This is a genomic window from Actinoplanes sp. NPDC024001 (genome assembly GCF_040638955.1).
Taxonomy (GTDB): Bacteria; Actinomycetota; Actinomycetes; order Mycobacteriales; family Micromonosporaceae; genus Actinoplanes.
On the sequence record NZ_JBEZZB010000104.1, the window covers coordinates 14688 to 37836 of the forward strand.

Below are 23149 nucleotides of genomic sequence, written 5' to 3' on the forward strand. Positions count from 1 at the left end.
AGGTTACCGGGACTGCAGCGCGTCCAGTGCGACCGCCATCGCCACGACCAGCCGGCGGTCCAGGTTCGGGTCCTGGATCGTCACATGGAACGAGTCCCGCAGGCCCCACTTGCGCACCACGGAGAACGCCGGGTGCCCGCCGACGGTGAAGTCGAAGTGGTAGGGCAGCCAGGACAGCGAGTCCACGAACCGGCGCAGCACCGCCACCCAGGGGTTGCGCTCCTGGCCGACCAGCTCGCCGTAGCCGGGCTGCTCCAGCGTCCAGGTGGAGCGCAGCAGGGAGGCGCCGAACTGCTTGCGGAACAGGCCGATCGGCTGGCCGGCGGCGTCGGTCACGTCGTAGGTCGCGCCGAGGTCGATCACCTGGCGGGCCCGGAAGCCGAGCAGCGGGGTCTGCTTGGTGTCGTCGGTGTAGAGGGTGACCTGCTCCTTGAAGGCCATCCGCTTCTGCTGGGCGAAAGCCAGGATGCCGGCTTCCTGCCCGTTCGGCCCGGCGGCGTGGACCTCGTACTGGTTGACCATGAGCCGGATGCGCTGGCGCACGATGAGCTCATGCTGGGACTGAAGGGTGGGGATCGTCACCGCGGCAGTTTGTCATACGCGTCACTTGCTGAGACGACGCTGAGGCAGGCGCTGGCAGAGGGCGGCTGATCCCGGTCAGACTGGGCGCATGGCGAAGCGTGCACGCACCCGTACAGTCATGGCTCTGGCCCTGGGCGCCGCGGCGGTCTGGGCCGTCCGCGACCTTCCCGCCCAGCTCGGCGCGCGGGCGCGCGGCACCCGCCGCGCCCGCATCGAGGCCTCGCCGCAGTTCTCCGGCGGCAAGTTCCGCAACACCGTGCCGGCCAGCGAGATCACCGCGGCCTCGATGCCGCGCCTGGCCGCGGCCGCGGCCACCGGCCGCGAAGCCCGCCGGCCGCACCAGCCGGTCCCGGTCGTCACCCCCGCCGCCGGCGCCGACGCCCAAGGTTTGCACATCACGTGGTACGGGCACTCGTCCGCGCTCGTGGAGATCGAGGGGCGACGGGTGCTGCTCGACCCGGTGTGGAGCGACCGCTGCTCGCCGTCCCGGCTGACCGGCCCGCGCCGGCTGCACGAGCCGCCGATGCCGCTGCGGGAGCTGCCCCCGCTGGACGCCGTGGTGATCTCCCACGACCACTACGACCACCTGGACATGGTCACCATCCAGAACCTGGTCGACCTGCAGGCCGCCCCGTTCCTGGTCCCGCTCGGGGTGGGCGCGCACCTGGAGCGCTGGGGTGTCCCGGAGACCCGGATCATCGAGCTGGACTGGCACGAGAAGGCCAAGGTGGCCGGCGTGGAGTTCGTCGCGACCCCGGCCCGGCACTTCTCCGGCCGCGGGTTCAGCCGGGACGAGACGCTCTGGGCCAGCTGGGTGATCAACGGGCCGACCCGCAAGGTCTTCTACTCCGGTGACACCGGCTACTTCCCCGGCTTCGCCGAGATCGGCGCCGAGCACGGCCCGTTCGACGCCACGCTGGTGCAGGTCGGGGCCTATGGCGAGCAGTGGCCGGACATCCACATGTTCCCGGAGGACGGCGTCGCGGTGCACGTGGACGTCCGCGGCGGGCTGATGATCCCGGTGCACTGGGCGACGTTCAACCTGGCCCTGCACGACTGGGCGGAGCCGGCCGACCGCACCTGGCGCGAGGCGAAAGCCCGCGACGTGCGGCTGGCCATCCCCCGCCCGGGCGAGCGGGTGGACGTGGACAACCCGCCCGCGGTCGACGGCTGGTGGCAGCAGATCGCCTGACCACAACCGGCGCACCAGCCGCCGCGCGGCCGGCCTGATCAGCGGGCCAGTTCGAAACCGGCCATCAGCAGCCCGATGATCACGGCCGCCACGCCGGCGGCTAATCGGGCGGTGTGCGACCAGGCCAGCTTGCGGCCGCTGCGCACCGAGAACCGCGCCGGCCTGGCCTCCCGCCAGGCCCCGCGTGTGCGGCCTACCCGGTGGGTCACGACGATCAGCCCACCGGTGGCCAGCAGAGCGCCGAGATAGTGCCTCATGTGAACCCCCTGGAGTCGAACAGTGACAGCCAGTCTGGGCTCAGCGGTGGTGCGCGATCCAGAGGATCCCGGGGCGGATAGGGCACGCCCCGGCACGGACCACGACGAAGGTCTCTGTCGCCTTTCAGTCACTTCAAACGTGCGACCGATCGCCGGCGGCGTGGGCGCCGGGGGCTAGCTGGTGGGCGCGTCCGGGTCGGTGGAGGCGGGGACGCAGATCTTGACGGCGGCCGGGACCACCGACGCGGTGAACTTCTTGGTCTTGGCGCGGGCGCCGCCGTCGAGTTCGTAGACCAGCTTGGATTCGAGCTTGACGTCGACACGGCGGGCGCGCGTGGTGCGCACGAAAGGCGACCGGTCGGAGCGGCCCACCGCCATCGTGCCGAGGGCGCGGGCCCACTGGAGGGCGCCCTGCGCGGTGGCCACACCGACGTCGAGCCAGCCGTCGTCCGGCTCCGCGTCGTCGAAGGCCCGGATGCCGCCGGTGATCGTGCCGACGTTGCCGATCAGCACGCAGCTGGCCTCGTCGTCGAACCAGGGCGACCCGTCGATCTCGATCGTCGCGCGCGGCGCCTCGCCGTTGACGTGGCGGATGCCGGTCCAGACGTAGGCGAGCTTGCCGAGCCGGTCCTTCAGGTCGCCGTCGGCATCCTTGATCATCGCGCCGTCGAAGCCGACGCCGGCCATCACCGCGAAGTGCTCGCCGGAGAGCCGGCCGAGGTCGAAGCGGCGGCGTTCGCCGTGGAAGGCGATCTCGACGGCTTTCTCCAGGTCGGTGGGGATGCCGAGGTTGCCGGCGAACAGGTTGCCGGTGCCGGCCGGGATGATGGCGACCGGGATCTTGCTGCCGCCCTTCTCCTGGGCCAGCACGTCCAGGCTGCGCTGGACCAGGCCGTCACCGCCCCAGACGACGAGCAGGTCGACGCCGGCTTCGACGGCCTTGCGGACCTGTTTCGGCGCCTTGCGGCTTTTCGGCACCTCGAACCAGAGCAGTTCCTCGACGCCCTGGCCGGTGATGCGCCGGCGCAGTTCGTCGAGGCCGCCACCGAGGGTCTTGCGCTGGTGGGCAACGACGGCGATCGTGCGGGGGGTTCGCATGTCGCCGCCGTTACCCCGTACGGAAAAATTTGAATCAGCGGAAGCCGAACCGGCGGTGCTTCTTGCGGCCGAACAGGGTCTGCGCGGTGTCGGCGCCCTGACGCAGGAGCCGGCTGACCCGGTTGGATCCGCGGCGGCGCTCGATGCGGTCGCTGAGCGCGCGGGCGCCGGCCGCGCCGAGCGGGACGAGGACAGCGGTAAGGACAATTTTGCGAGCAAAGTTCCAAATCATGAGTACGGTGTACCCACGAATCAAGATCAGCTCACCGTGTCTCGCATCCGTTGTTCCGCGGCGGCACTACGAATCACCATGAGCCGCAGCTCCAGCTCGTCCGCGACGATCGAGGCCAGGTGCTCGAGTGCCTTGAGCTGGCGCGGGTTCGCCTCCCGCGGCCGGCTGTCGATCACGTTGACCGTGCCGAGGCGGTAACCGTCGTGGGTGCGGATCGGCGCGGCCGCGTAGAAGCGCAGGCCGAGATCGCCACGCACCAGCGGATGCTCGAGCGTGCGCGGGTCCACCGCGGCGTTGTTGATCACGTACACGTCGTCCTGCGCGATCACCGAGGCGCAGAGCCCGGGCTCCTTGCCGACCTCGCGCACGCCGGCGAGGCCCTGACAGGCGGCCAGCCAGACCCGGTCCTGCTCGACCAGGGACACCGTCGCGATCGGGGTCTCGAAGATGGCGCCGGCCACGAAGGCGATCCGGTCGTACGCATCCTCGACCGGCTGGTCCACCAGCCGGTAGCGGCGCACCGCCGCGAGCCGGGCCTGCTCCTGCGGTCCGGCGTTGTCCAGGTATTCGTAGGCGTTCGACGACACAGTCATGGATGCGAGCCTATTTAGGACGGGCCGGTACGCAACCGTTCGAGCGTCCAAGTCGCACACCCAGTCAGTCGCCGAGGGGACGGACCCGCACCTGGGTGATGGCCCGGCCGGTCACCTCGACCACCTCGGCGGTGAACTCGGGCAGTGTCACCGACTCCCCCGGCTCGGTCGGGATGTGCCCGAGGGCGGCCAGCACCATCCCGGCGATCGTGGTGTAGTCGCCCTCCTCCGGCGGGTGCCCGTGGAAGCCGACGTCCGGCAGGTCGTGGATCGGGAACGAGCCGGGCATCAGCAGCGCGCCGTCCGGTTCGCGGACGGTCGCCGCGACGTCCCGGTCGGTCTCGTCGTAGATCTCGCCGACGATCTCCTCGACCAGGTCCTCCATCGTGACGATCCCGTCGATGGCGCCGCGCTCGTCGACGATCAGCGCGAGCGGCTGCCGCTCACCGCGCAGCTGCTTGAGGGCGTCCGACACGCGCAGCGTCTCCGGCAGGAACAGCGGCGGCCGCACCACCTCGTCCACCGCTCCGGCCGCGCCGACCAGGTCGCGCAGGTGCACCACGCCGATCACGTCGTCCAGGCCGGCCGGGCCGATCACCGGCGCCCGGGAGTGCCCGCCGTCGATCAGTGTGCGCAGCGCCTCCGGCGCCGCCGTGCCGCTGGCCAGGGTGAGCACGTCGCGGCGGGGCACCAGGATCTCCCGCAGGATCCGGTCGGCGATCTCGAAGGCGCCCGAGATGATCTCCCGCTGTTCGGCGGAGAACTCCTGCTGGGCGGCCACCATGTCGCGGATCTCCTCGGTCGTGACCTCGTCACGCTGGGCGGTCGGGTCCACGCCGGCCAGGCGTACGACGCCGTCGGTCACCCTGCCGAGCAGCCACACCGCGGGCCGGGAGAACGTCGCGATCACGTCCAGCGGCCGGGCCATCAGCAGGGCCCAGGCCTCGGCCCGCTGCATGGCGATCCGTTTCGGGGCCAGCTCGCCGAGGACCAGCGTGACGAAGGTCAGCACGATGGTGAGCAGCACCGTGGAGACCGGCTGGGCGGCCGAGCCGAGCACGCTGAGGTGCTCCTCCAGCGGTTCGGAGAACGACTTCGCGACGATCGCGGAGGCCAGGAAACCGGCGAGGGTGATGCCGATCTGGATGGTGGCGAGGAACCGGTTCGAGTCGCGGCTCAGCCGGGCCAGCACCCGGCCGCCGCGGGACTCGCGTTCCAGCCGCTGCACCTGACTGTCGCGCAGCGAGATCACCGCCATCTCGCTGCCGGTGAACACGGCGTTGACCAGGGTCAGCACCAGGACGAGCAGGACCGGACCGACGATGCCATCCATTGGTGCCTGTTCCCGACCTTTCCTGGAGTCGCCGTGTCAACCCGGCCCTTCGGACGAATCGATCATGCCGGACGACGGGCGCGGGCGAGGAGGCAGCGCCGGAATCAGAACCGGGCGAAGGACCGGATCGGCATCCGGGGACCGAACTTGGGCGCCCCGATGCCGCCGAGGGCGAACAGGTCGCAGACCCGTCCCCGGTGGCCCCGGAAGGGTTCGAGCAGCTCCAGCATGCGGTCGTCGGTGCCGCGGGCCTCACCGGCCAGGGCCCAGGCGACGGTGTTCGGGATGTGGAAGTCGCCGACGCTGACCGCGTCCGGGTCGCCGTAGGCGTAACGCACCGTCTCGGCGGCGGTCCACACGCCGATCCCGGGCAGCGCGGTCATCCGGGCGGTCGCCTCGGCCGCGTCCGCGCACCGCTCCAGCCGCTCGGCGACCAGCGCCGCCCGCAGCAGGGCCTGGGTGCGGCGCTGCTCGACGCCGAACGGATGGAACGTCCAGTAGGGGGTGGCCGCCACGGCGGCCGGGTCGGGCGGCAGCACGAGATCCACCGGCCCGGGCGCCGGCTCGCCGAAATGCCGGCAGATCGCCCGGTACGACCGGTGCGCCTCCTTGCCGGTCACCTTCTGCTCCAGGATCGCCCGGAGCAGCCGCGGGAAGACCCGTCCGGTGGCCGGCAACCGTACCCCGGCGAAGGTGGTGGCCAGGCGCCCGACCAGCGGATGTCGCGCGGCAAGTGCGGCGAAGCCGCGCAGATCGTCTCGCAGGCCGGCGATCGCGTCCGCGCGATCGACGATCCATCGCGCGCCCGGCCCATGGCCGGTCGCGGCGAGTTCACCGCCGGAGCGCGCGAGGTGCAGCGTGGCCGGCCCCTCGGGGGTACGCGCCGCGAGCCAGAACCCGCTGTCGGACAGCACGCCGCACGGGTCGTGCTTGGGCACCAGCAGCGGCCGCACCGAGGCCTCGAACCGGTAACCCTCGGGTGGGGTCAGACGGCGCGTCACCTCGGAAGTCACCGGCAAACTATGCCACCGCTGACCGTGCCGTGAACAGGCCGATGGCCCTGACCGTGCTCCAGGGTCAGGGCCATCGGGCGGCGACCGGACACCCGAGAAAGGTCCGGTCACCCGGTACGGAGCCTGCCCGGTGGTGGCCGGGCAGTGCCGCTGGTCCGTCCGGCAGGGGTTGGGACGGCCGACGGTACCGGAGGGGGGTCCCGGACCGGGCTGGGAGAGCCCGGTCCGGTCCGGTACCGGCGGAACGGCGATTGCTCCGCGTCGGTTGACTCACTCGGTACGGGTCAGCGGACGCGAACCCGGACCGAGTCGAAGGCCGGCGTCTGGTTGGCGCGCTCCATCATCGGGATCCGGTGCGAACCGTCACCGGCCCACGACGAGCACTGGAACGTGCCGCGCTCCGGCAGGCCGGGCACCTGGATGGTGACCGTGTCCGGCTGAGCGCCACCGCGGCTGTCCTCGGTCGCGACGAAGAACGCCGGCACCGGCGCGGGGTCGGGCGCCTGGCTGCGGCTGTTCAGGATCCGGCAGGCGGTGTGGAAGTGACCGCGCACCAGGCCGTTCTGCAGGACGCTGCTCTCCACGTAGTAGCCACCCTGGCCGGCCGCGAGGAACCGGTCACGGATCAGGTTGCGGGTGCTGACCTGCAGGGTGAACGGCTGGTTCACCCGCACCTGGCCGGGCGCCTGCGTGATCAGCAGCGTCGGGTTGTTGGCGGCGGCGCCGACCTCACCGAACTCGGTGGAGACGCAGCGGTCGCCACGCTGGAAACCGTCGTGCGGGGTCAGGTTGCTGGTGTCGCAGCTGTTGGTCAGGATGCCGAGACCGGCGCCGGGCGGCGGAGTGGTCTGGCCCGGGTCGGGCTGGTCCTGGTCTCCGCCCTGGTCGCCACCTTGGTCTCCGCCCTGGTCGCCACCCTGGTCGCCACCCTGGTCGCCACCCTGGTCGCCACCCTGGTCGCCGCCCTGGTCGCCGCCCTGGTCGCCGCCCTGGTCGCCACCCTGGTCACCGCCCTGGTCGCCACCCTGGTCACCACCCTGCTCGCCGCCCTCGGCGGGCGGGGCGGACTCGCCCGGCTGCTCGGCCGGAGCGCTCGGGTCCTCGGCCGGAGCGCTCGGCTGCTCCTCGGCCGGCGCGGACGGCTGCGCGCCGCCGTTGTTGTTGCCGCCGCCGCCGTTGTTGCCGCGGCCCCGGCGGGCGTTGGTGGTGGCCTCGTCGGAGGCCTCCTCCTCGTTGGCGACGTTGTTCATCACCCACTGCCGGCAACGGGCGCGCACCTCGGCCGTCGTCGCCACATCGCCGGCGCCGTCGTCCGCGTGCTGGGTTACCTGGCCGTTGTTCGTGGTCCACGTGCCCCGGCGCGTCTCGGTGGACAGCCGAGACTGGTTCGGGGCGGCCAGGTCGTCACAGGCTGCCAAGGCCCGCTTGGTGTTGCGGTCGGTGCTGGCGTTCGAAACCTGGGTCACGGTCACGATGCCGCCGAACGCGACCAGCGTGGCCGCGACGGCGATAATGCGGCGCCGACCGCTGAACCACGTCGGGGAACTGGCGCGCCGGTACTTTGACCTTCGCATGGGTGACACCTTTCTTGGTCGCCGTGGGCGAGTGATACCTACCGCGCGCGGAAGATGCGCATGGTCGTGACAACCCCGACCACCAGCGCGGCGGCGAGGACGATCAAAATGACGGTGTTGCTGAGGCCGGGGACGCTGCCGCCCTCGGTGGCCGCGACGAGCATCTGGTTGTCGACCGGCACCGGGCCCTGGCCGGCCGCGGGTTTCGGTGCGGGCGCGGTGGGCAGTGCGGCGTAATCGACGATTCCGCTGCTCTCCAGCAGGGTCATGTGCGTCATGACGAACTGGTTGGTGTGCTGGGCCAGCTTGCGGACCGTGTCGTTGCGGGTGGTGGCCCGGATCGTGCCGATCGCCGGAAAGATGTTGCCGTGCGCGGCGCGGAGCCGGTCGATGAAGATCTGGTCGAACTGGGCCGGCGTCGGCGCGTTGCGCATCTCGCTCAACCAGAACTGCTGGTCGCCGTTCGGCTGGTTCGGCAGGCTGATGCCGAGCTTCTTGGCGGCCGCGCGGGTCAGGTTGTCGAGCGAGACGTGCTGCTTGGCGATCTCCCGGCCGACCTTCGCGACCGTGGTGTTCTCCGACTTCTCGGCGGCCATGTTGCCGGCCGGAACCTCCCACAGCCCGGCGAGGCGCACCTTGATGACGAAGTCACGGTCGGCGGCGGACAGCGTTCCGGTGGCCTTGTCGGTCAACCCGGTGTTCGGCGGCACGGGCACTGCGTCTTCGGCGTGAGCGACTCCGGACGGCGTCACCATGAACGCCAGGGACAGTGCCAGGGTCGCGACCAGCCATCTGGGGGTACGGCGGGCCTTCATTTCTCCTCCAACCTCCAATGCCTCGTGTGCCGATCAGTAGCTGTAGTCGCTGCCGGAGTCCTCAGCCGCGCCCTCGGCGCCGGCTTCGGCCTCGTCGTCGGCAGGCGGTGCGACCGGCTTCGAGATGGCGGGCAGGCACGTCAGGTTCTTCGTGCCGTCCGGGTTGATGACGAACCACTTGCCGCCGACGTTCTGGCCCTTCCACTGGCCCGGCTTCTTGTCGCCGAGGTAGCGGTAGAGCGGCCAGCCCTTGAGGGTCAGCTGCTTGGTGCCGTCCGCCCGGGTCACCGTGCCGACCAGGTCCGCCTTGACGCCCTTGAGCGTCGGCTTCCCGTCGTTGGTGAGCGCCGGCGGCCAGACCTCGGCGCAGTCGCCGTTGCAGTTGGACTTCGCCGGGTCGTCCTTGTCGTCGTCGAACCGGTACAGCACGAAGCCGTCCTGGTCCTCGACGACCTTGCCCATGCGCGGCACCTTGGAGCCGGTGAGCGAGGTGGTGGCGAGCTCGTCGCTGACCTCGGGGGTGTTCGCCTCGCCGTCCGCCGGGTCCGCGGGAGCCGTGGGCTCAGCGGTGGCCTCAGCGTCGGCGGTGGCGCCCGGCGTGGCGGTGATGTCGTTGGACGCCGGTTCAGCAGCGTTGCCGTAGTCGGCCGCGTTGTATCCGGCCGGGGCGCAACCGGGCAGTGCTACCACCGCCGCCAGCGCTGCGCCGACGACCATCAACTTTCGCTTATCCGGTCCCACAGGGCCCCTCCAGCTGAATCCTCATGGCTCTGCCATTTCCGGGCAGTAGTACGGGGAGGGTGCGGAGACGGTTGAACATTCGGCGCGATCAAATCATTAAATTTTCCTTTGAACCCCCGAGGTCACCCGTACGTAATAAGACGATCACCGAACGCGAAAAAGGCCCGGCCGCCGAAGCGGAACGGGCCTTATTCGTGTTTGTACGGTTACGGAGCGCGAACCAGGGTCTCCCCCGGGCCGTTCTCGGTGATCTCCTGCACCTGGACGTGCGCGATGTCCTCGCGCGGCGTCGAGGTGATCGCCTGGAACAGCAGCGGCTTCGGGTTGGCGGAGGTGCCCCAGCCGTCCGTGCCCACGGTCCACGAGGAGACCTGCTCCGAGGTGCCGTCCCGGCGGACCAGGAACAGGGCGCAGCGCTTCGGCCCGGTGACGTTGGAGACGGCGAAGGACACCTGGGTGCCCCAGTCCTTCTTCTCCAGGCCGACGGCCAGCGCCACACCGCTGCGCGGATCGGTCGCGTTGAACGGGTCACCGGGCAGCTTGGTGCCACCGATGGCCACGCCCTCGCCGACCGGCAGCGGGTCGAGCTGGCTGCTGTTGTTGGCCTGCGGACCGGCCGGCGTCGTCTCGTCCGGTCCGAGCCAGCGGCCGCCGGCGAAGAGCGCGCCGATCGACAGCATGGTGAAGATCACCACGGCGGCGGCCAGCGAGTAGAGCCGGCGGCTGTTCGCCCGGTGCCGCTCGACGCGGACCTCGCGCAGCATCTTGTTCAGCACGGCGCCGTCACGCTCGGACTGCTCGGCGGCGATCAGCGCCTCCGCGTCGACGGTCGACAGCACGTCGGCCACCTGGACGAAGGACTCCAGCTCGTACGCGCACTGCGGGCAGTCGATCAGGTGGTCCTCGAACCGGGAGGCGTCGTGGTCGTCGAGCACACCCAGCGCGTAGGACGCGACGTCGAAGTGCTGTTCCTGTGTCATTCCGTCACCCCCCGCTGCTGAAGAGCGGTCCGCAGGGCACGCAGGGCGTAGTACACCCGGGACTTCGCCGTGCCGAGCGGCAGGTTCAGGGCCTCCGCCGCTTCCGGGACGGTACGGCCACGGAAGTACGTCTCGATGAGGATCTCCCGGTGCGAATGGCTCAACTGGCGGAGCGCGTCGGACACCGTCATCGACTGGAGCACCTTGTCGGTCTCGTCGGACGTCGTCGGGAAGCTCTCCAACTCCCGATCGTACGTCTCGGCGGGCCGGGCGTTGGCGCTCCGATGCTCGTCGATGGCGATGCGGCGGGCGACGGTGACCAGCCACGGGCGCAGCGACTGCTGACCCTGGGCGCCGAGGCGGTGCGCGTTGCGCCACGCCCGCAGCAGGGTCTCCTGCACGATGTCCTCGGCGCGCTGCCGGTCACCGCCGGTCAGCCGCAGCACGAACATCAGCAACGGTCCCGCGTGCTCCTCGTAGAGCAGCTTGACCAGCGTGTCCTCGTGGCTCGGGCTGCTGTTCGGAGCGGCCTCGTGCCGCGGCGCCTGCCGCGGGATCACCGTGCCCTCGTCCCGGTGGTTACCACCGTCGAGAGCCTGCCACCTACCACCGGAGTGTTGCCGCGCCATCACACGCACCCTCTCCGGCGCGAGCCGATACTCGGCCACCGCATGCATCGATACCTCCGCCCGGACCCTTCCCCGTCGCCTGTTGTACGGCTGGGGGGCCCGGCCGGGATCAAAGCCGGCCCGAGATTTTCCGGGGCACTCGGTCTCAACGGTCCTCCGCTGCGATCATGATCGTGAAGGCGCACCGGTCGAGGATCACCCTCCGTATTGATCAACGCCGATTCGGACGCCAGGTAAGGCGGAATAATACTCAGTGACAAGCGTCCTCAGACATGTCCCTGAGAATAATTCTCCCGTTAGCGGGAGAGCGCGATCTCAGAGCGTGAACGAGTGCTTCCGCAGCGTCGCCACCAGTGAGTATTGTGTGGTGAATGGCGAGGTGGCCGAACCGTTCGGGGGATGCCTTTGTGCCAGTCGGACTCTTTCGGGCGTCACCCGTCCGGGAGCGCTCCCAATTTCCGGGTCCCTCGATGGGCTTTTCCACGCTCCGTGAAACTTGCCCGGACAGTGGGAGCGTTCGCCATTCTCTGGGATCGTTCCCACACCGGCGGCCCGGTCAGCGGGTCCGGGCGGTCGCCAGCATCAGCGCCCGGTGCAACACCCGCGCGTCGCCCAGCATCCCGCGCAGGCGCCGCTCCAGACCGGCGATCGGCATCAGGTTCTGCGGGGCGCGCGGGTCCTTGTAGGCCGACGAGGCGAACCGCGGCAGTGTGACCCCGGACACCTCGGCCAGCTCGATCGCCTGATCCGCGGTGAGATCCGGCGAGCACTCCACCCGCACCACGCCGGACCACGGCGCGCCGGACGAGCCGGGCAACCGCAGGTACCACGACCAGCCGCCCCAGACCGTCCCCAGATGGAAGACCGGGGTGCGCTGCCCGGGCCGCAGGCGGGGCACGATCGCCTCCTGCGCGGCCGGCAGATAGTGCTTCTGCTGGGTCTTCACATAGCCGATCGTGCGGGGCAGCTGCCGCCGGTTGCGCAGCGGACCGTCCACGATCAGCAGGTCGGCGCCGTCCGAGCCGCCGTCCCGGGCCGCCGCCGAGATCTCGATCTCCAGCGCGGTCAGCGGCCCCTGCACCGCGGCCGGCAGCTTGCTGGCCTCGCCGGTGCCGCTTACGCGGTGCACCTCATAACGCACCGAGTCGGTCTGAATGTCCGACACGGAGGGACTCGCGGTAAAAAGTCCTCTCGCGACTCGGGCCGCCGCCAGGCTCGCCACCCCGCGGGCGAGGTCGCAGCGGACCACCCCCGCGGCATAGGACGCGGCCAGGCCGGCATAGGAGGTGCCGTCCTCCTCGGCGGTCCAGACCTGCGCGTCGTTGCGGCGCACCCCGTCGACGAGGAAGACCACCTCGGGGACGCGCACCCGGGGCGAGACGTCGATCGGCGCCCACTCGGCGGCCGGCACCTCCACGTCGAGGTCGACCTGCGCGCTGCTGGACGACGCCGGCCCGTCACCGCCCTCACCGCCCTCGAACGACGAGCCGTAGGAGGGGTCCCAAGCGTCGACGAACATCCTGGTCACAGGCCGACCCTCTCGACGTGCGCGGTCCGTGCGTCCTTGTGCACCTCGAAGCGCACCGGCACCCGCTCGGCCAGCGCCTGTACGTGGGTGACCAGGCCGACCATCCGGTCACCACGGGCCGCCAGGTTCTCCAGCGTCGCGGCGACCACGTCCAGGGTGGCCGCGTCCAGGGTGCCGAAGCCCTCGTCCAGCACGATCGACTCCAGGCTGGCGGCGGTGGTGCTCATCCCGGCCAGCTGCTCGGAGAGGGCCAGCGCCAGCGCCAGCGACGCCTGGAAGGTCTCGCCGCCGGAGAGCGTGCGCACCCCGCGCTGCAGGCCGGCGTCGTGGTGGTCCACCACGAAGAACTCGCCCTTGGTGTGCATCAGTTCGTACTGCCCGTTGGTGAGCTCGCGCAGGATCCGGGAGGCGCCGTCGACCAGCAGGTCCAGGGCCTCCTCCAGGAGCCAGCGCTCGAAGTTGTTGGCCCGCAGGTGACCGGCGAGCGACTTGGCCACCCGGCTCTCGCGCAGCAGCGCGTCACGCTGCTCGGCCGCCTCCCGGGCCTGCTGGCGCCGCTCCACCAGCCGCTGCCAGGCCGCCTCGGCCCGCTCGGCAGTGACCGCGGCCGCCCGGATCAGGCCGGCCTCGGCGTCGGCCACCGAGGCGCCCCGCTCGGCGGAGCGCGAGGCCGAGACACCCGGCCGGGTGACACCCGGCGCCGGGCCGCCCGGCGGATTCAGCCCGGCCTCGGTGAAGAGGGCGACGATCGCTGTGTAGGCCCGGACGGTCGAGTCGTGCGCCGCGGTGACCGCCGACTCGGCCTCGGCACGGGCGGTCAACCGGGCCTCGTGCTCGCCGCGGGCCCAGTCGACCAGCGCCTGCCAGGCCCCGGCGAGATCGTCCCGGTCGGCCGGCGGCGGGCCGAACCGGGCCAGCCCGTCACGCACCCCGTCGAACCGGCGCCACGCCGTACGCTGCTCGTCCTCCGCGGAGCGGACCGCGGCCTGCGCACGGCGATGCGCGTCACGCGCCGCGCGCACCGCGGCGGTCGCGCGCTCCAACTGCCCCTGCAGCTCACCGAGATCGGCCAGCCGCGCCTGCACCGCCTCCACCGGGGGCAGCCCGGCGACGGCAGCGCGCACCTCGGCGAGCCGGGACAGATGATGCTCGTACTGTCCGCGCTTGCGCTCCAGGTCGCTCTCCAGGTTGCGGGCCACCGCGTCGCGCTGCTGCCAGCGGGCGGTGGCCTGCTCGGCCGCCTCGCGCGCCGCGTTGCCCGCGGCCTCGGCCAGCCGCACCGCCGACTCGCGCGGCACCTCCGGAACGACCGTGACCGGCTGCTCGCAGACCGGGCAGGCGTGCCCGGCGACCAGATGCCCGCGCAGCGCGGCCGCCCGGTCCCGCTGCTGAGCGTCCCGGTAGTCCTGGCGGGCCTGCTCCAGCAACTGCTGCGCGCCGGCGTGCTCGGCCTGGGCCAGCTCGGCGGCGGAGAGCGCGTCGCGGTACTCCACCTCGGCGACCGAGACCTTGCCGGCGAACCACTCCTCCTGCTCGACCAGGCGGGCCAGCTCGGTGTGCCGGTCCAGCATCAACCGCAGCGACCCGGCGTCGCCGGCCGCGGCGAGCTCGCCACGGACCTTCTCCTCCGCCTCCTCGGCGGCATGCACCTCACGCGAGGCCTGCTCGGCGGCGGCACGAGCCGCGACGATCGCGCCGGTCGCCTCGGCCAGACCCGCCGGGGTACGCACGGACGACAGCGCCGCCAACTCGGCATCCACGGTGTCCCGTGCGCCGAGGGCAGCCGTCTCGGCCTCCCGGGCGGTGCGCAGCCCCGGAACCGCGGCTTCCACCGTGCGGGTCAGCTCGCGCATCCGCTCCAGGTGGGCCTCGGCCGCCTCGACCGCCTCGTCGGTGGCGTCCTCCAGCGCGCCCATCTGCTGCTCGACCACGCCGAGCTTGGCCTCCGCGGTCTTGCCCCGCTCGGACGCCCGGACCTGCACCTCCTCGTAGACGTGCAGGCCGAGCAGGTTGATCAGGATCTGCTGGCGGGTGGCCGGCTTGGCGTGCAGGAAGTCGGCGAACTGGCCCTGCGGCAGCACCACACAGCTGGTGAACTGCTCGTAGGGCAGGCCGACCGCCTCCAGCACCGCACGGTCCATCTCGGCCGGGGTGCCGGCCAGCGCCTCACCCAGGTCCTCCAGGTCCATGCCGGTGTCGAGTTTCGTGACGTCGAAACCGGGCGGCATCAGCTGCAGGCCGGCGCCGGCCGTCTTCACGTTGCCCCGGCCGTCGCGGCGCACCACCCGGGTGGCGATGTAGCGGTCGCCGGCCGACTCGAAGCAGAGCCGCACCTTCGCCTCGGCCGCCGACGGGGCCAGCGCGTTGCCGATCCCGCGGGCGCCGCCCCAGCGCGGCACGGTGCCGTAGAGGGCGAAGCAGATCGCGTCCAGCACGGTCGACTTGCCGGAGCCGGTCGGGCCGACCAGGGCGAAGTAGTCGGCGTCGGTGAAGTCCACGGTGGTCGGCTCGCGGAACACCGTGAACCCCGACATGTCGAGCCTGAGTGGCCTCATTGGTTGCTGCTCACCTCGTCGTACAGCTCGTCGAAGAGCTCGCGGACGCCCTCCTCGGCGTTGCCGCGACTGTCCAGGTAGTCGCCGAAGAGCTCGCGCGGGGACCGGCCGGCCCGTTCCGCCGAACGCTCGCCGGTCCGGTTCGGCAGCATGTCCGGGTCGATGCGCACCTCCAGCGCGTTGGGCAGCAGATCCTGCACGTCCTCACGGAGGCCCGGCCGGGGCACCTCCCGGACCAGGACACGCAGCCACGCGTCCGGAAGGTTCACCTTGGCCAGCTGCTCGAGCGTGCCGCGCACGGTGCGCAGGGTGATCGCCGAGGTCACCGGCACGTCCCGGACCCGGGCGGCCTGGTCGGCGGCGACATCCACGATCGCGACCGAGCAGACGTTCTCCTCCTCGCCGAAGTCGACGGCGAGCGGACTTCCCGAGTACCGCGTCGGGCAGGGCGAGATCACCTGCTGGGAGCGGTGCAGGTGGCCCAGCGCCACGTAGTGCGCGTTCTGCGGGAAGACGGTGGCCGGCACCGCGTAGCCCATGATGGTGTGCGCCTCGCGCTCGCCGCCGCCGGTGCTCGCCCCGACGATGGTGAGGTGGGCGGTGAGCAGGTTCACCACACCCGGCTCGGCGAACGGCTCGCTGAGCTTGGCGATCAGCCGGGCCACCAGGTCGGCGTAGGTCTGGTTCGCCTCGGCGGCGGACAACTCGTACATCTCCGCGGCGCGGATCGCGTAGCGCTGGGAGAGGAACGGCAGGGCCACCAGGCGCCACCGCTCACCGCCCTCGGTGGTGCCCTCGATCAGCAGATCCCGCGGGTCGTCGCGGAACGAGCCGCGCAGCTCGATGCCGGCCGCGTCGGCCCACGGCCGGAGCGCGTCCAGCGCGGCGCCGTTGTCGTGGTTGCCGCCGATCGCCACCACCCGCGCACCGGTCTTGCGCAACGCCGAGAGCGCCCGGGTGACCAGCCGCGTCGCGTCCGCGGTCGGGGCGGCGGTGTCATAGAGATCACCGGCGACGATCACCAGGTCGGGGCGCTCCGCCTGGGCGATCTCGATCACCTGAGCGAGCACCCGCTTGTGCTCCTCGAACCGGTTTCGTCCCTTGAGTACCTTTCCGACGTGCCAGTCGGAGGTGTGCAGGATGCGCATCGCTGAACCTTAGAACGGGATGTCGTCGTCGGATTTACCGCCGCCGCCCACCACGGCGAACGGGTCGGCGCCCTGCACGATCGAGCGCATCGAGTCAGCGGGCGGCGGACCGGACTCCGACTTGCGGGTGGCCCAGGCCGGGAACGGGAACTCGACACAGAGCGGAACCGGGATGTCCGGCTGGTTGACGAACATCGTGCCCGGGCGGGCCAGCAGCGCCCGCTGGCGCATGGCCGGCGGCAGGAAGCCGTATTCCGGGCGGGAGGCCTCGGCCGGGTCGAGCCGGCCGACAACCCGGATCGCCGAGTTGGTGACGATCCGCCGCTCCACCTCGCTCGCCGTCTGCTGGGCGCCGATCAGGATCACCCCGAGCGAGCGGCCCCGCTCGGCGATGTCGAGCAGCACCTCCTTGATCGGCGAGGAGCCCTCGCGAGGTGCGTACTTGTTCAGCTCGTCGAGGACGACGAAGAGCAGCGGCCGGCCGGTGCCGGATTTCTCCTTCTCCTCGAACTCGGTCTTGAGCGTCACGCCGACCACGAACCGCTGCGCCCGGTCGGGCAGGTTGTGCAGGTCGACGACGGTGACCTGGGCGCTGGCCGCGGTCTTGATCTGGTGCGGGCGGCGCGAGGCCAGGTCGCCGCGGATCAGCCGGGACAGGTCACGCTTGCTGCCGATCAGCCGCCGGGCGAACGCGTTGACGGTGCCCATGTTGACCGCGCTGCCGGCCCAGGTGGAGCGGGTCTCGTCGTCGGTGAGCTGCTCGACGACGTGATCGACCAGATCCTGGTAGGACCCGATGCGGCGGCCGTCGATGCTGATCCCGCCCTCGGCCGGGACCGCGTGCCGGTTGAGGTGGGCGGTGACCGAGTGCACCACCATCGTGTACTGCTGGCGCTCGTCGTCGGCGTCGGCGAACACGTAGGGCAGCAGCTTCAGCTCGCAGAACTCGGCGAGCGTCCAGTAGAACGAGTCGACGCCGGTGAGGCGGCTGCTGACATCCGGCGCGCCGGAGGAGTCGCCCGGGCGCGGCGGCGCGTAGACCCGGACGTCGGTGAACGGGGCGGCGGGCAGGTCGAGCAGCTTGTAGGCCGCGCGGGTGGACTCGTCGAGCTTCGTGTTCGGGTGGTCGAGGAAGAGCAGGTCCTCGCCCTTCACGTTGAAGATCAGCGCGCGGGCGTTGGTGCCGTCGGCCCCGAGCTGGCCGGAGCGGAACACCGAGTAGAGCAGGAACGTGGCGAAACTGGTCTTGGTGGCCACGCCGGAGATGCCGGAGATCGACACGTGGGCGCCCCGGGTGCCGTCGAGGAAGTCGGCGTTGAGGAAGACCGGGACCCCGTCGCGGCCGGTGCCCATCGGGACCCGCCGCTCCATCCGGTCGAAGTGCAGCGCCGCGTCGCGGGCCTCGCCGGAGGCCCGGTGCACGACCGCGCCGGGGGCGGGCGGCACATAGAGCTCCGGATCGACCCGGGTGGTGGTGATCTCCGCCGCCTCCTGGACCATCGCGGGCAGCGTGCCGTCGGCGATGGCGAAGACGTCGGAGTCGAACTGGGCGCCCTCGTGCCGGGCCCGCACCTGGGTCACCACCCCGGCGATCGTCACCGGCTCGCGGTCCGGCAGGTCGCGCTTGGTCACCACGACGTCGTCGAGTTGCAGGTAGCTGCCCGGGGTCACGGCCGTCCAGAACTGCAACGGGGTGGCATCCGCCGTTCCGAGCACCCGCCCGACGGGGGACTCCTCCGGGGTTGCATTCAGTTTTCCGCCGCGGGGCAACTCAGTGTCAGACACGCCGATCATGTTGCCTCAGGTGTACGACAAAAAGCCTGCCAGCTTCGTTGTCCACAACTTATGGGGTCCATCCACAGAGTTATGCACAAGATATTGATCATCAGGTGGAGGCGCGCGCGTACCTCAGAAACAGCATGTCGTCTCGGGTGAGCGCGTGCCGCAGCGACATCCGGCGCGGCGGCGCCGGCGGGCCCTGCGCGATCCGGCCGGCCGCGCCGCCCACCAGCAGCGGAGCGACGGTCAGGCACAGCTCATCGACCAGGTCCTCGGCGACCATCGAGCCCAGCAGGCCGGGGCCGCCCTCGCAGAGCAGCTGCGTCGCGCCCCGCTCGTGCAGGTGCCGCACCGCCGCCGCGAGGTCCACCCGGTCCTCACCGACCGCGATCACCTCGGCGACCTCCCTGATCGGCGAGTCGGGCGCCCGGCGGTGGGTGAACACGATCGGGTGAACCGGCGCGTCCGCGAAGATCAGCTGCTCGGGGTCGAGGTCCAGCGAGCCGGAGATGATCACCATGAGCGGGAACTCGGGCAGGCCGTGCGCCAGCCGCCAGGCCGGGTCGGGGCGCAGAGCGTCGTACTTCTCGGCCCGGACCGTGCCGGCGGCGACGATCAGCGCGTCGCAGGAGACCCGCAGGAGATCGAAGATCTCCTTGTCGCCCGGACCCTGCAGGCCGGCGGAGAGGCCGTCGACGGTGACCGCGCCGTCCGCGCTGGCGATGAAGTTGACGCGCAGCGCCGGGTGCGGATGGCGCGGGTACAGCCGGGCCAGGCCGTCGGCGTCGGACGGCCAGGTGTGCAGGGTGGTCACGGGCCGGCCGGCCCGGTGACCGGTGGAATCGGCTTGATCTCGCGGTGCTGGCAGTCGCACCACGAGCCGCCCCGGCACTCGTCGTGCCGCCGCTCCCGGCACGCCTGACAAATCATGGCTCCGACCCTAACGGCGCGGGCTTGACGACCGGGACACGACCGCGCAACCAGTCAGAAACGGCAATTGGGCAGGCTGGTACCCGGGCGGCGTCTTTCGGCCGTCCGCGACGGGAGGAGTTTCATGTTGCTGCGGGTACGAGTCACCCTGCCGGACCGTCCCGGCGCCCTCGGACAGGTCGCGCGCACCCTCGGGGTGGCCGGCGCGGACATCGTCCAGGTGGTGGTGCTGGAACGGCTCGGTGGCCGGGCCGTCGACGACTTCACCGTCGTGTGGCCGGGCGCGTCCCGCGTGGAACGCCTCCTCGCCGGGCTCGCCGCGATCCCCGGCGTGCAGGTGGACGGGGTGTGGAAGGCGATCGGCGCGCCGGTCAACGGCAGCCACGACGCCGAGCTGCTGGCCCAGGTCGCGGCCAACCCGGTCGACGGTCTCGCCACGCTGGTCGACGCCGTCCCGGGGCTGCTCGCGGCGGACTGGGCGGCGGCCGCCGTGGTCCCGGCCGACTGGGCCGCCCGCAGCGGCTCCGGCAACGTGGCCGGCGACCCGCCCCGGGTGGTGTACGCGAGCTGGCGCGCCCCCTCCCCCCTGCAGCTGCCCGACGTGACCCCGCTGCGGGCCCGCCCGCTCGCCGAGCCCGGCGGCGCCCGTTACGCGGTGGCCCCGTTCGGCCGGGCCGGGCTGGTCCTGCTGGTCGCCCGCACCGACGAGGACGACCTGCCCGCCGCCGCCTTCCACGTGACCGAGGTGGACCGGGTCGCGCAGCTGGTCCGCGCCGCCGCGACGATCCTGGGTGAGCGGCTGGACACCGTCGCGGTGCCCGCCTCGGCCACCCGAATGTGACCGTCCTAACGCCCATAACCGCAGCTCAAGCAATCCCTGCGCAACAACGGAAGTGCACTCTTGAGAGAGAGGAAAGGAGTGCGCGAATGGCGTTGTGGCGAATCAGGGCCACGGTCGACGACCGTCCCGGCTATCTCTCCGTGCTGACCGCGAGCCTCGCTCTGAAGTCGGTGAACATCCTCGCCGTCCAGGTGCACACCACCGAGGAGGGCGCGGTCGACGACTTCCTGGTCGACGCGCCCGACATGCTGACCGAGTCGGACATCATGGCCGCGGTGCTGAAAGGCCGCGGGCGCGACGCGTTCGTGACCCGGGCCGACCCGCAGGCGCTGGCCGACCAGCCGACCCGGGCGCTCGCCCTGGCCGGCCGGGTCGTGCACGAGCCGGATTCGCTGGGCGAGGCGCTGGCCGCCCTGCTCGACGCGACCGAGGTGCGCTGGCGCCCGGCGGCCACCGCCGATCTGCCCGGCTTCCACGGCGGCCGGATGACGCTGGCCGACCCGGCCGGCGGGGCCTTCGAGGTGTTGCGGGCCCTGCCGGCCTTCACCCCGGCGGAGTTCGCCCGGGCGAAATCGCTGGTCGAGGTCGCCGCCACGGTGTCGCGACAGCACCACGAGCAGGTCACCCTGCTGCTGCCCGACGGCACCGAGCTGGTCCTGCGCGCGGCCCGCGCGGAGGACCAGGCCGCGGTGCGCGAGCTGCACGAGGAGTGCTCCGCCGAGACCCTGCGGCAGCGCTACCTCAGCGGCAACGTCCCGGACGAGTCACGGCTGCGCCGCATGCTGGAGCCGGCTCGCGGGGTCACCCTCCTGGCGGTCGCCACCGGCGGGCGCGTGGTGGCTATGGCGAGCCTGCTGGCCGAGGGCGACCTCGGCGAGATCTCGCTCCTGGTCGCCGACTCCTGGCAGCGGCGCGGGCTGGGCTCGGCCCTGCTCCGGCGACTGCGCGTGCACGCGGAGCGGTCCGGGTTGGCGGCGCTGATCGCACACCTCGCGGCCGACAACACGGCGATGCTGCGTGTGCTGCGGCAACTCGGCGCGGAGACCGTGGAGCGCGACGGCTCGGTGGTCAGTGTGACCCTGCCGACAGCGACCGCCCCGGCCACCTCCGGCTAGCCGTCACCCCCGCGTCGTGCCGTGCTCGACGCAGGTGGCGGTCCAGCCGGTGGGGACCACCTGCACCTTCATCCGGCGGCGGCAGTGCGGGCAGAACCGGGGCGGTTCCAGCTCCCGCGCGGCCGCACACGCCGGGTGGTTGCCGGGTTCGCCACAGTGATCACAGAACGCCACAGTGATCACAGAACATCGGACAGGCTCTTGACCGGCATCTTCAGCTCCTGGAGCAGCTCCAGGTCGGAGGTGGCCGGGCGGCCCAGCGTGGTCAGGTAGTTACCGACGATCACCGCGTTGATGCCGCCGAGCAGGCCGTCACGGGTGCCGAGATCACCCAGCGTGATCTCGCGGCCTCCCGCGTACCGAAGAATGGTCCTGGGCATCGCCAGCCGGAAGGCGGCGATCGCGCGCAGCGCGTCCTTGCCCTCGACCACCGGGCGGTCGCTGAGCGGCGTGCCCGGCCGGGGGTTGAGGAAGTTCAGCGGGACCTCGTGCGGGTCCAGCTCGGCCAGCTGCGCGGCGAACTCGGCGCGCTGCTCGACGGTCTCGCCGAGGCCGAGGATGCCGCCGCAGCAGACCTCCATGCCGGAGTCGCGGACCATCTTCAGCGTGCTCCAGCGCTCCTCCCAGGAGTGCGTGGTCACCACGTTGGCGAAGTAGGACCGGCAGGTCTCCAGGTTGTGGTTGTAGCGGTGCACGCCCATCTCGACCAGCTCGTCGACCTGCTCCTGGGTGAGCATGCCGAGGCTCGCGGCGACCTGGATGTCCACCGCTTCCTTGATCGCCTTGACGCCGGCGCGCATCTGGTCCATGAGCCGCTTGTCCGGCCCGCGCACCGCCGCCACAATGCAGAACTCGGTCGCTCCGGTGGCCGCGGTCTGCTTCGCCGCCTCCACGAGAGAGGGAATGTCGAGCCAGACGGCGCGCACCGGCGAGGCGAACAGACCGGACTGGGAGCAGAAGTGACAGTCCTCCGGGCAGCCGCCGGTCTTGAGCGAGACGATGCCCTCGACCTCGACCTCGGGACCGCACCACTTCATCCGCACGTCGTGGGCGAGCTGCAACAACGCCGGCAGGTCCTCGTCGGGGAGTCGCAGGATCTCCAGGATCTCCGCCTCGTCGAGTCCGCTACCTGCATCAAGAACCCGGGTGCGGGCCCGGTCGAGGATCTCTGGCATGCCCGTACCCTACAGAGTTCGCACGGCCGCCGGGACTGTCGGTGGTGGGTGGTAGTTTCCCCTTCTCGTGATCTGGAGGGGGTGTCTTGGCGGACTGGTTGGAGGCGCTCGACCGGCTGGCCCATGACCGGGCCAAGGCGGGGCTCACCCGTCAGTTGCGGCCGCGGGCCGCCGGCGACCCGATCGTCGATCTGGCGGGCAACGACTACCTCGGCCTCTCCGATCACCCACGGGTGATCTCCGCCGCACGACAGGCCCTCGAGGCGTACGGGTTGGGCGCGACCGGCTCCCGTCTCGTCCGTGGCTCGACCGGGGCGCACGCCGCCGCCGAGGACGCGCTGGCCGGCTGGCTCGGCGCGGAGGCCGCGCTGATCTTCTCCTCCGGCTATCTGGCAAACCTCGCCGTCGTCCGGGGCGTGGCCGCGGTCTGCGATCTGGTGGTCTCCGACGCGTTCAACCACGCCTCGCTGATCGACGGCTGCCGGATCTCCGGGCTGCCGGTGACCGTGGCCCCGCACAACGACCCGGCCGCGGTCGCCGCGATCCTGGACGCCCATCCCGGCCGCGCCGCCGTGGTGACCGAGTCGGTCTTCTCCGTCGACGGCGACCTCGCCCCGCTCGCCGAGCTGCACGAGGTGACCTCGGCCCGGGGCGCGCTGCTGATCGTCGACGACGCGCACGCGCTCGGCCTGCTCGGCCCGTCCGGCGCCGGCGGGGTGGCGGCGGCCGGGCTCGCCGGCCGGCCCGACGTGCTGGTCACCGCGACGCTCTCCAAGTCGCTCGGCGGCGCCGGCGGCGTGGTCGCCGGCCCGGAGCTGTTCGTCCGGCATCTGGTCGACACCGGCCGCACCTTCATCTATGACACCGCGCCGCCGCCGGCCGTGGTCGCCGGCGTGCTCGCCGCGATCGAGGTCGCCCGTGCCGCCGACGACCGCCGCCGGGTGCTGGTCCAGCGCGGCGCCGAGATCGTCGCCCGGCTGCGGTCGGCCGGTTTCGACGTCCGCGAGCCGGCCGCCGGGGTGCTCTCGGTGCCGGCGCC

23 protein-coding genes are annotated in these 23149 nt (G+C 71.7%); 4 read left to right on the plus strand and 19 right to left on the minus strand.

All coding sequences use genetic code 11. The annotated features are described in order from the left end of the window. Nucleotides 1-3 precede the first annotated feature (3 nt). Nucleotides 4-522 carry a hypothetical protein gene (locus tag AB0F81_RS32690; protein WP_360203510.1) on the minus strand — a complete coding sequence of 173 codons (519 nt, stop codon included), beginning with the start codon at nucleotides 520-522 and terminating at the stop codon, nucleotides 4-6. 148 nt (nucleotides 523-670) lie between these two features. On the opposite strand from AB0F81_RS32690, the gene AB0F81_RS32695 reads away from it, so the two are divergent. After that, nucleotides 671-1774: an MBL fold metallo-hydrolase gene (locus tag AB0F81_RS32695; protein ID WP_360203474.1), complete on the plus strand. Its 1104-nt coding sequence runs from the start codon at nucleotides 671-673 to the stop codon at nucleotides 1772-1774. 38 nt (nucleotides 1775-1812) lie between these two features. Here AB0F81_RS32695 and AB0F81_RS32700 read toward each other — a convergent pair whose 3' ends face one another. The 16 genes from AB0F81_RS32700 to AB0F81_RS32775 form a co-directional block, all read right to left on the minus strand. Further along, nucleotides 1813-2031: a hypothetical protein gene (locus AB0F81_RS32700; RefSeq protein ID WP_360203475.1), complete on the minus strand. Its 219-nt coding sequence runs from the start codon at nucleotides 2029-2031 to the stop codon at nucleotides 1813-1815. A gap of 174 nt (nucleotides 2032-2205) precedes the next feature. Then, nucleotides 2206-3129 carry a YegS/Rv2252/BmrU family lipid kinase gene (locus tag AB0F81_RS32705; RefSeq protein ID WP_360203476.1) on the minus strand — a complete coding sequence of 308 codons (924 nt, stop codon included), beginning with the start codon at nucleotides 3127-3129 and terminating at the stop codon, nucleotides 2206-2208. A 34-nt stretch (nucleotides 3130-3163) separates the two neighbouring features. Beyond that, nucleotides 3164-3361, minus strand: a complete 198-nt coding sequence (locus AB0F81_RS32710) for a hypothetical protein (RefSeq protein ID WP_360203478.1) — start codon at nucleotides 3359-3361, stop codon at nucleotides 3164-3166. 26 nt (nucleotides 3362-3387) lie between these two features. Beyond that, the gene (locus AB0F81_RS32715; RefSeq protein WP_360203480.1) at nucleotides 3388-3954 is read right to left on the minus strand and encodes a GAF domain-containing protein; all 567 of its coding nucleotides are present in this window, start codon (nucleotides 3952-3954) and stop codon (nucleotides 3388-3390) included. 64 nt (nucleotides 3955-4018) lie between these two features. Continuing rightward, complete coding sequence (locus tag AB0F81_RS32720; protein WP_360203481.1) at nucleotides 4019-5287, minus strand: hemolysin family protein; 1269 nt, start codon at nucleotides 5285-5287, stop codon at nucleotides 4019-4021. 104 nt (nucleotides 5288-5391) lie between these two features. Beyond that, nucleotides 5392-6300, minus strand: coding sequence for a DNA-3-methyladenine glycosylase 2 family protein (locus tag AB0F81_RS32725; RefSeq protein ID WP_360203483.1), 909 nt, complete (start codon nucleotides 6298-6300; stop codon nucleotides 5392-5394). Nucleotides 6301-6584: 284 nt separating this feature from the next. Beyond that, nucleotides 6585-7874, minus strand: a complete 1290-nt coding sequence (locus tag AB0F81_RS32730) for a Pecanex-like protein 1 (RefSeq protein WP_360203484.1) — start codon at nucleotides 7872-7874, stop codon at nucleotides 6585-6587. Nucleotides 7875-7912: 38 nt separating this feature from the next. After that, a complete protein-coding gene (locus AB0F81_RS32735) occupies nucleotides 7913-8689 on the minus strand; it encodes a DUF4142 domain-containing protein (protein WP_360203486.1) in 777 nt (258 codons plus the stop codon). A 33-nt stretch (nucleotides 8690-8722) separates the two neighbouring features. After that, nucleotides 8723-9406, minus strand: a complete 684-nt coding sequence (locus AB0F81_RS32740) for a hypothetical protein (RefSeq protein ID WP_360203488.1) — start codon at nucleotides 9404-9406, stop codon at nucleotides 8723-8725. 230 nt (nucleotides 9407-9636) lie between these two features. Beyond that, complete coding sequence (locus tag AB0F81_RS32745) at nucleotides 9637-10410, minus strand: zf-HC2 domain-containing protein (RefSeq protein ID WP_360203490.1); 774 nt, start codon at nucleotides 10408-10410, stop codon at nucleotides 9637-9639. After that, nucleotides 10407-11087, minus strand: a complete 681-nt coding sequence (locus AB0F81_RS32750) for a sigma-70 family RNA polymerase sigma factor (protein WP_360203492.1) — start codon at nucleotides 11085-11087, stop codon at nucleotides 10407-10409. The genes AB0F81_RS32745 and AB0F81_RS32750 overlap by 4 nt, the downstream gene beginning before the upstream one ends. 508 nt (nucleotides 11088-11595) lie before the next feature. Further along, entirely contained in the window at nucleotides 11596-12567 is a 972-nt protein-coding gene (locus AB0F81_RS32755) for a hypothetical protein (RefSeq protein ID WP_360203494.1), read from the minus strand. Further along, entirely contained in the window at nucleotides 12564-15122 is a 2559-nt protein-coding gene (locus tag AB0F81_RS32760; protein WP_360203496.1) for an SMC family ATPase, read from the minus strand. The genes AB0F81_RS32755 and AB0F81_RS32760 overlap by 4 nt, the downstream gene beginning before the upstream one ends. Beyond that, complete coding sequence (locus AB0F81_RS32765; RefSeq protein ID WP_360203498.1) at nucleotides 15119-16270, minus strand: exonuclease SbcCD subunit D; 1152 nt, start codon at nucleotides 16268-16270, stop codon at nucleotides 15119-15121. The genes AB0F81_RS32760 and AB0F81_RS32765 overlap by 4 nt, the downstream gene beginning before the upstream one ends. A gap of 9 nt (nucleotides 16271-16279) precedes the next feature. Further along, on the minus strand, nucleotides 16280-18064 hold the full coding sequence (locus AB0F81_RS32770) for an ATP-binding protein (protein WP_360203499.1): 1785 nt from the start codon (nucleotides 18062-18064) through the stop codon (nucleotides 16280-16282). A 91-nt stretch (nucleotides 18065-18155) separates the two neighbouring features. Then, nucleotides 18156-18863 (minus strand): pyrimidine reductase family protein, encoded by a 708-nt coding sequence (locus AB0F81_RS32775; protein WP_360203501.1) that lies wholly within the window; start codon nucleotides 18861-18863, stop codon nucleotides 18156-18158. A 240-nt stretch (nucleotides 18864-19103) separates the two neighbouring features. On the opposite strand from AB0F81_RS32775, the gene AB0F81_RS32780 reads away from it, so the two are divergent. Continuing rightward, nucleotides 19104-19820 carry an amino acid-binding protein gene (locus tag AB0F81_RS32780; protein WP_360203502.1) on the plus strand — a complete coding sequence of 239 codons (717 nt, stop codon included), beginning with the start codon at nucleotides 19104-19106 and terminating at the stop codon, nucleotides 19818-19820. 86 nt (nucleotides 19821-19906) lie between these two features. Continuing rightward, nucleotides 19907-20935 carry a GNAT family N-acetyltransferase gene (locus AB0F81_RS32785; protein WP_360203504.1) on the plus strand — a complete coding sequence of 343 codons (1029 nt, stop codon included), beginning with the start codon at nucleotides 19907-19909 and terminating at the stop codon, nucleotides 20933-20935. A 3-nt stretch (nucleotides 20936-20938) separates the two neighbouring features. Here AB0F81_RS32785 and AB0F81_RS32790 read toward each other — a convergent pair whose 3' ends face one another. Both AB0F81_RS32790 and bioB read right to left on the minus strand, forming a co-directional pair. Next, complete coding sequence (locus AB0F81_RS32790) at nucleotides 20939-21118, minus strand: hypothetical protein (protein WP_360203505.1); 180 nt, start codon at nucleotides 21116-21118, stop codon at nucleotides 20939-20941. Continuing rightward, nucleotides 21115-22110 carry a biotin synthase BioB gene (gene bioB, locus AB0F81_RS32795; protein WP_360203507.1) on the minus strand — a complete coding sequence of 332 codons (996 nt, stop codon included), beginning with the start codon at nucleotides 22108-22110 and terminating at the stop codon, nucleotides 21115-21117. The genes AB0F81_RS32790 and bioB overlap by 4 nt, the downstream gene beginning before the upstream one ends. An 86-nt stretch (nucleotides 22111-22196) precedes the next feature. On the opposite strand from bioB, the gene AB0F81_RS32800 reads away from it, so the two are divergent. Next, the coding region (locus AB0F81_RS32800) for an aminotransferase class I/II-fold pyridoxal phosphate-dependent enzyme (RefSeq protein WP_360203508.1) at nucleotides 22197-23149 on the plus strand (953 nt) is incomplete at its 3' end.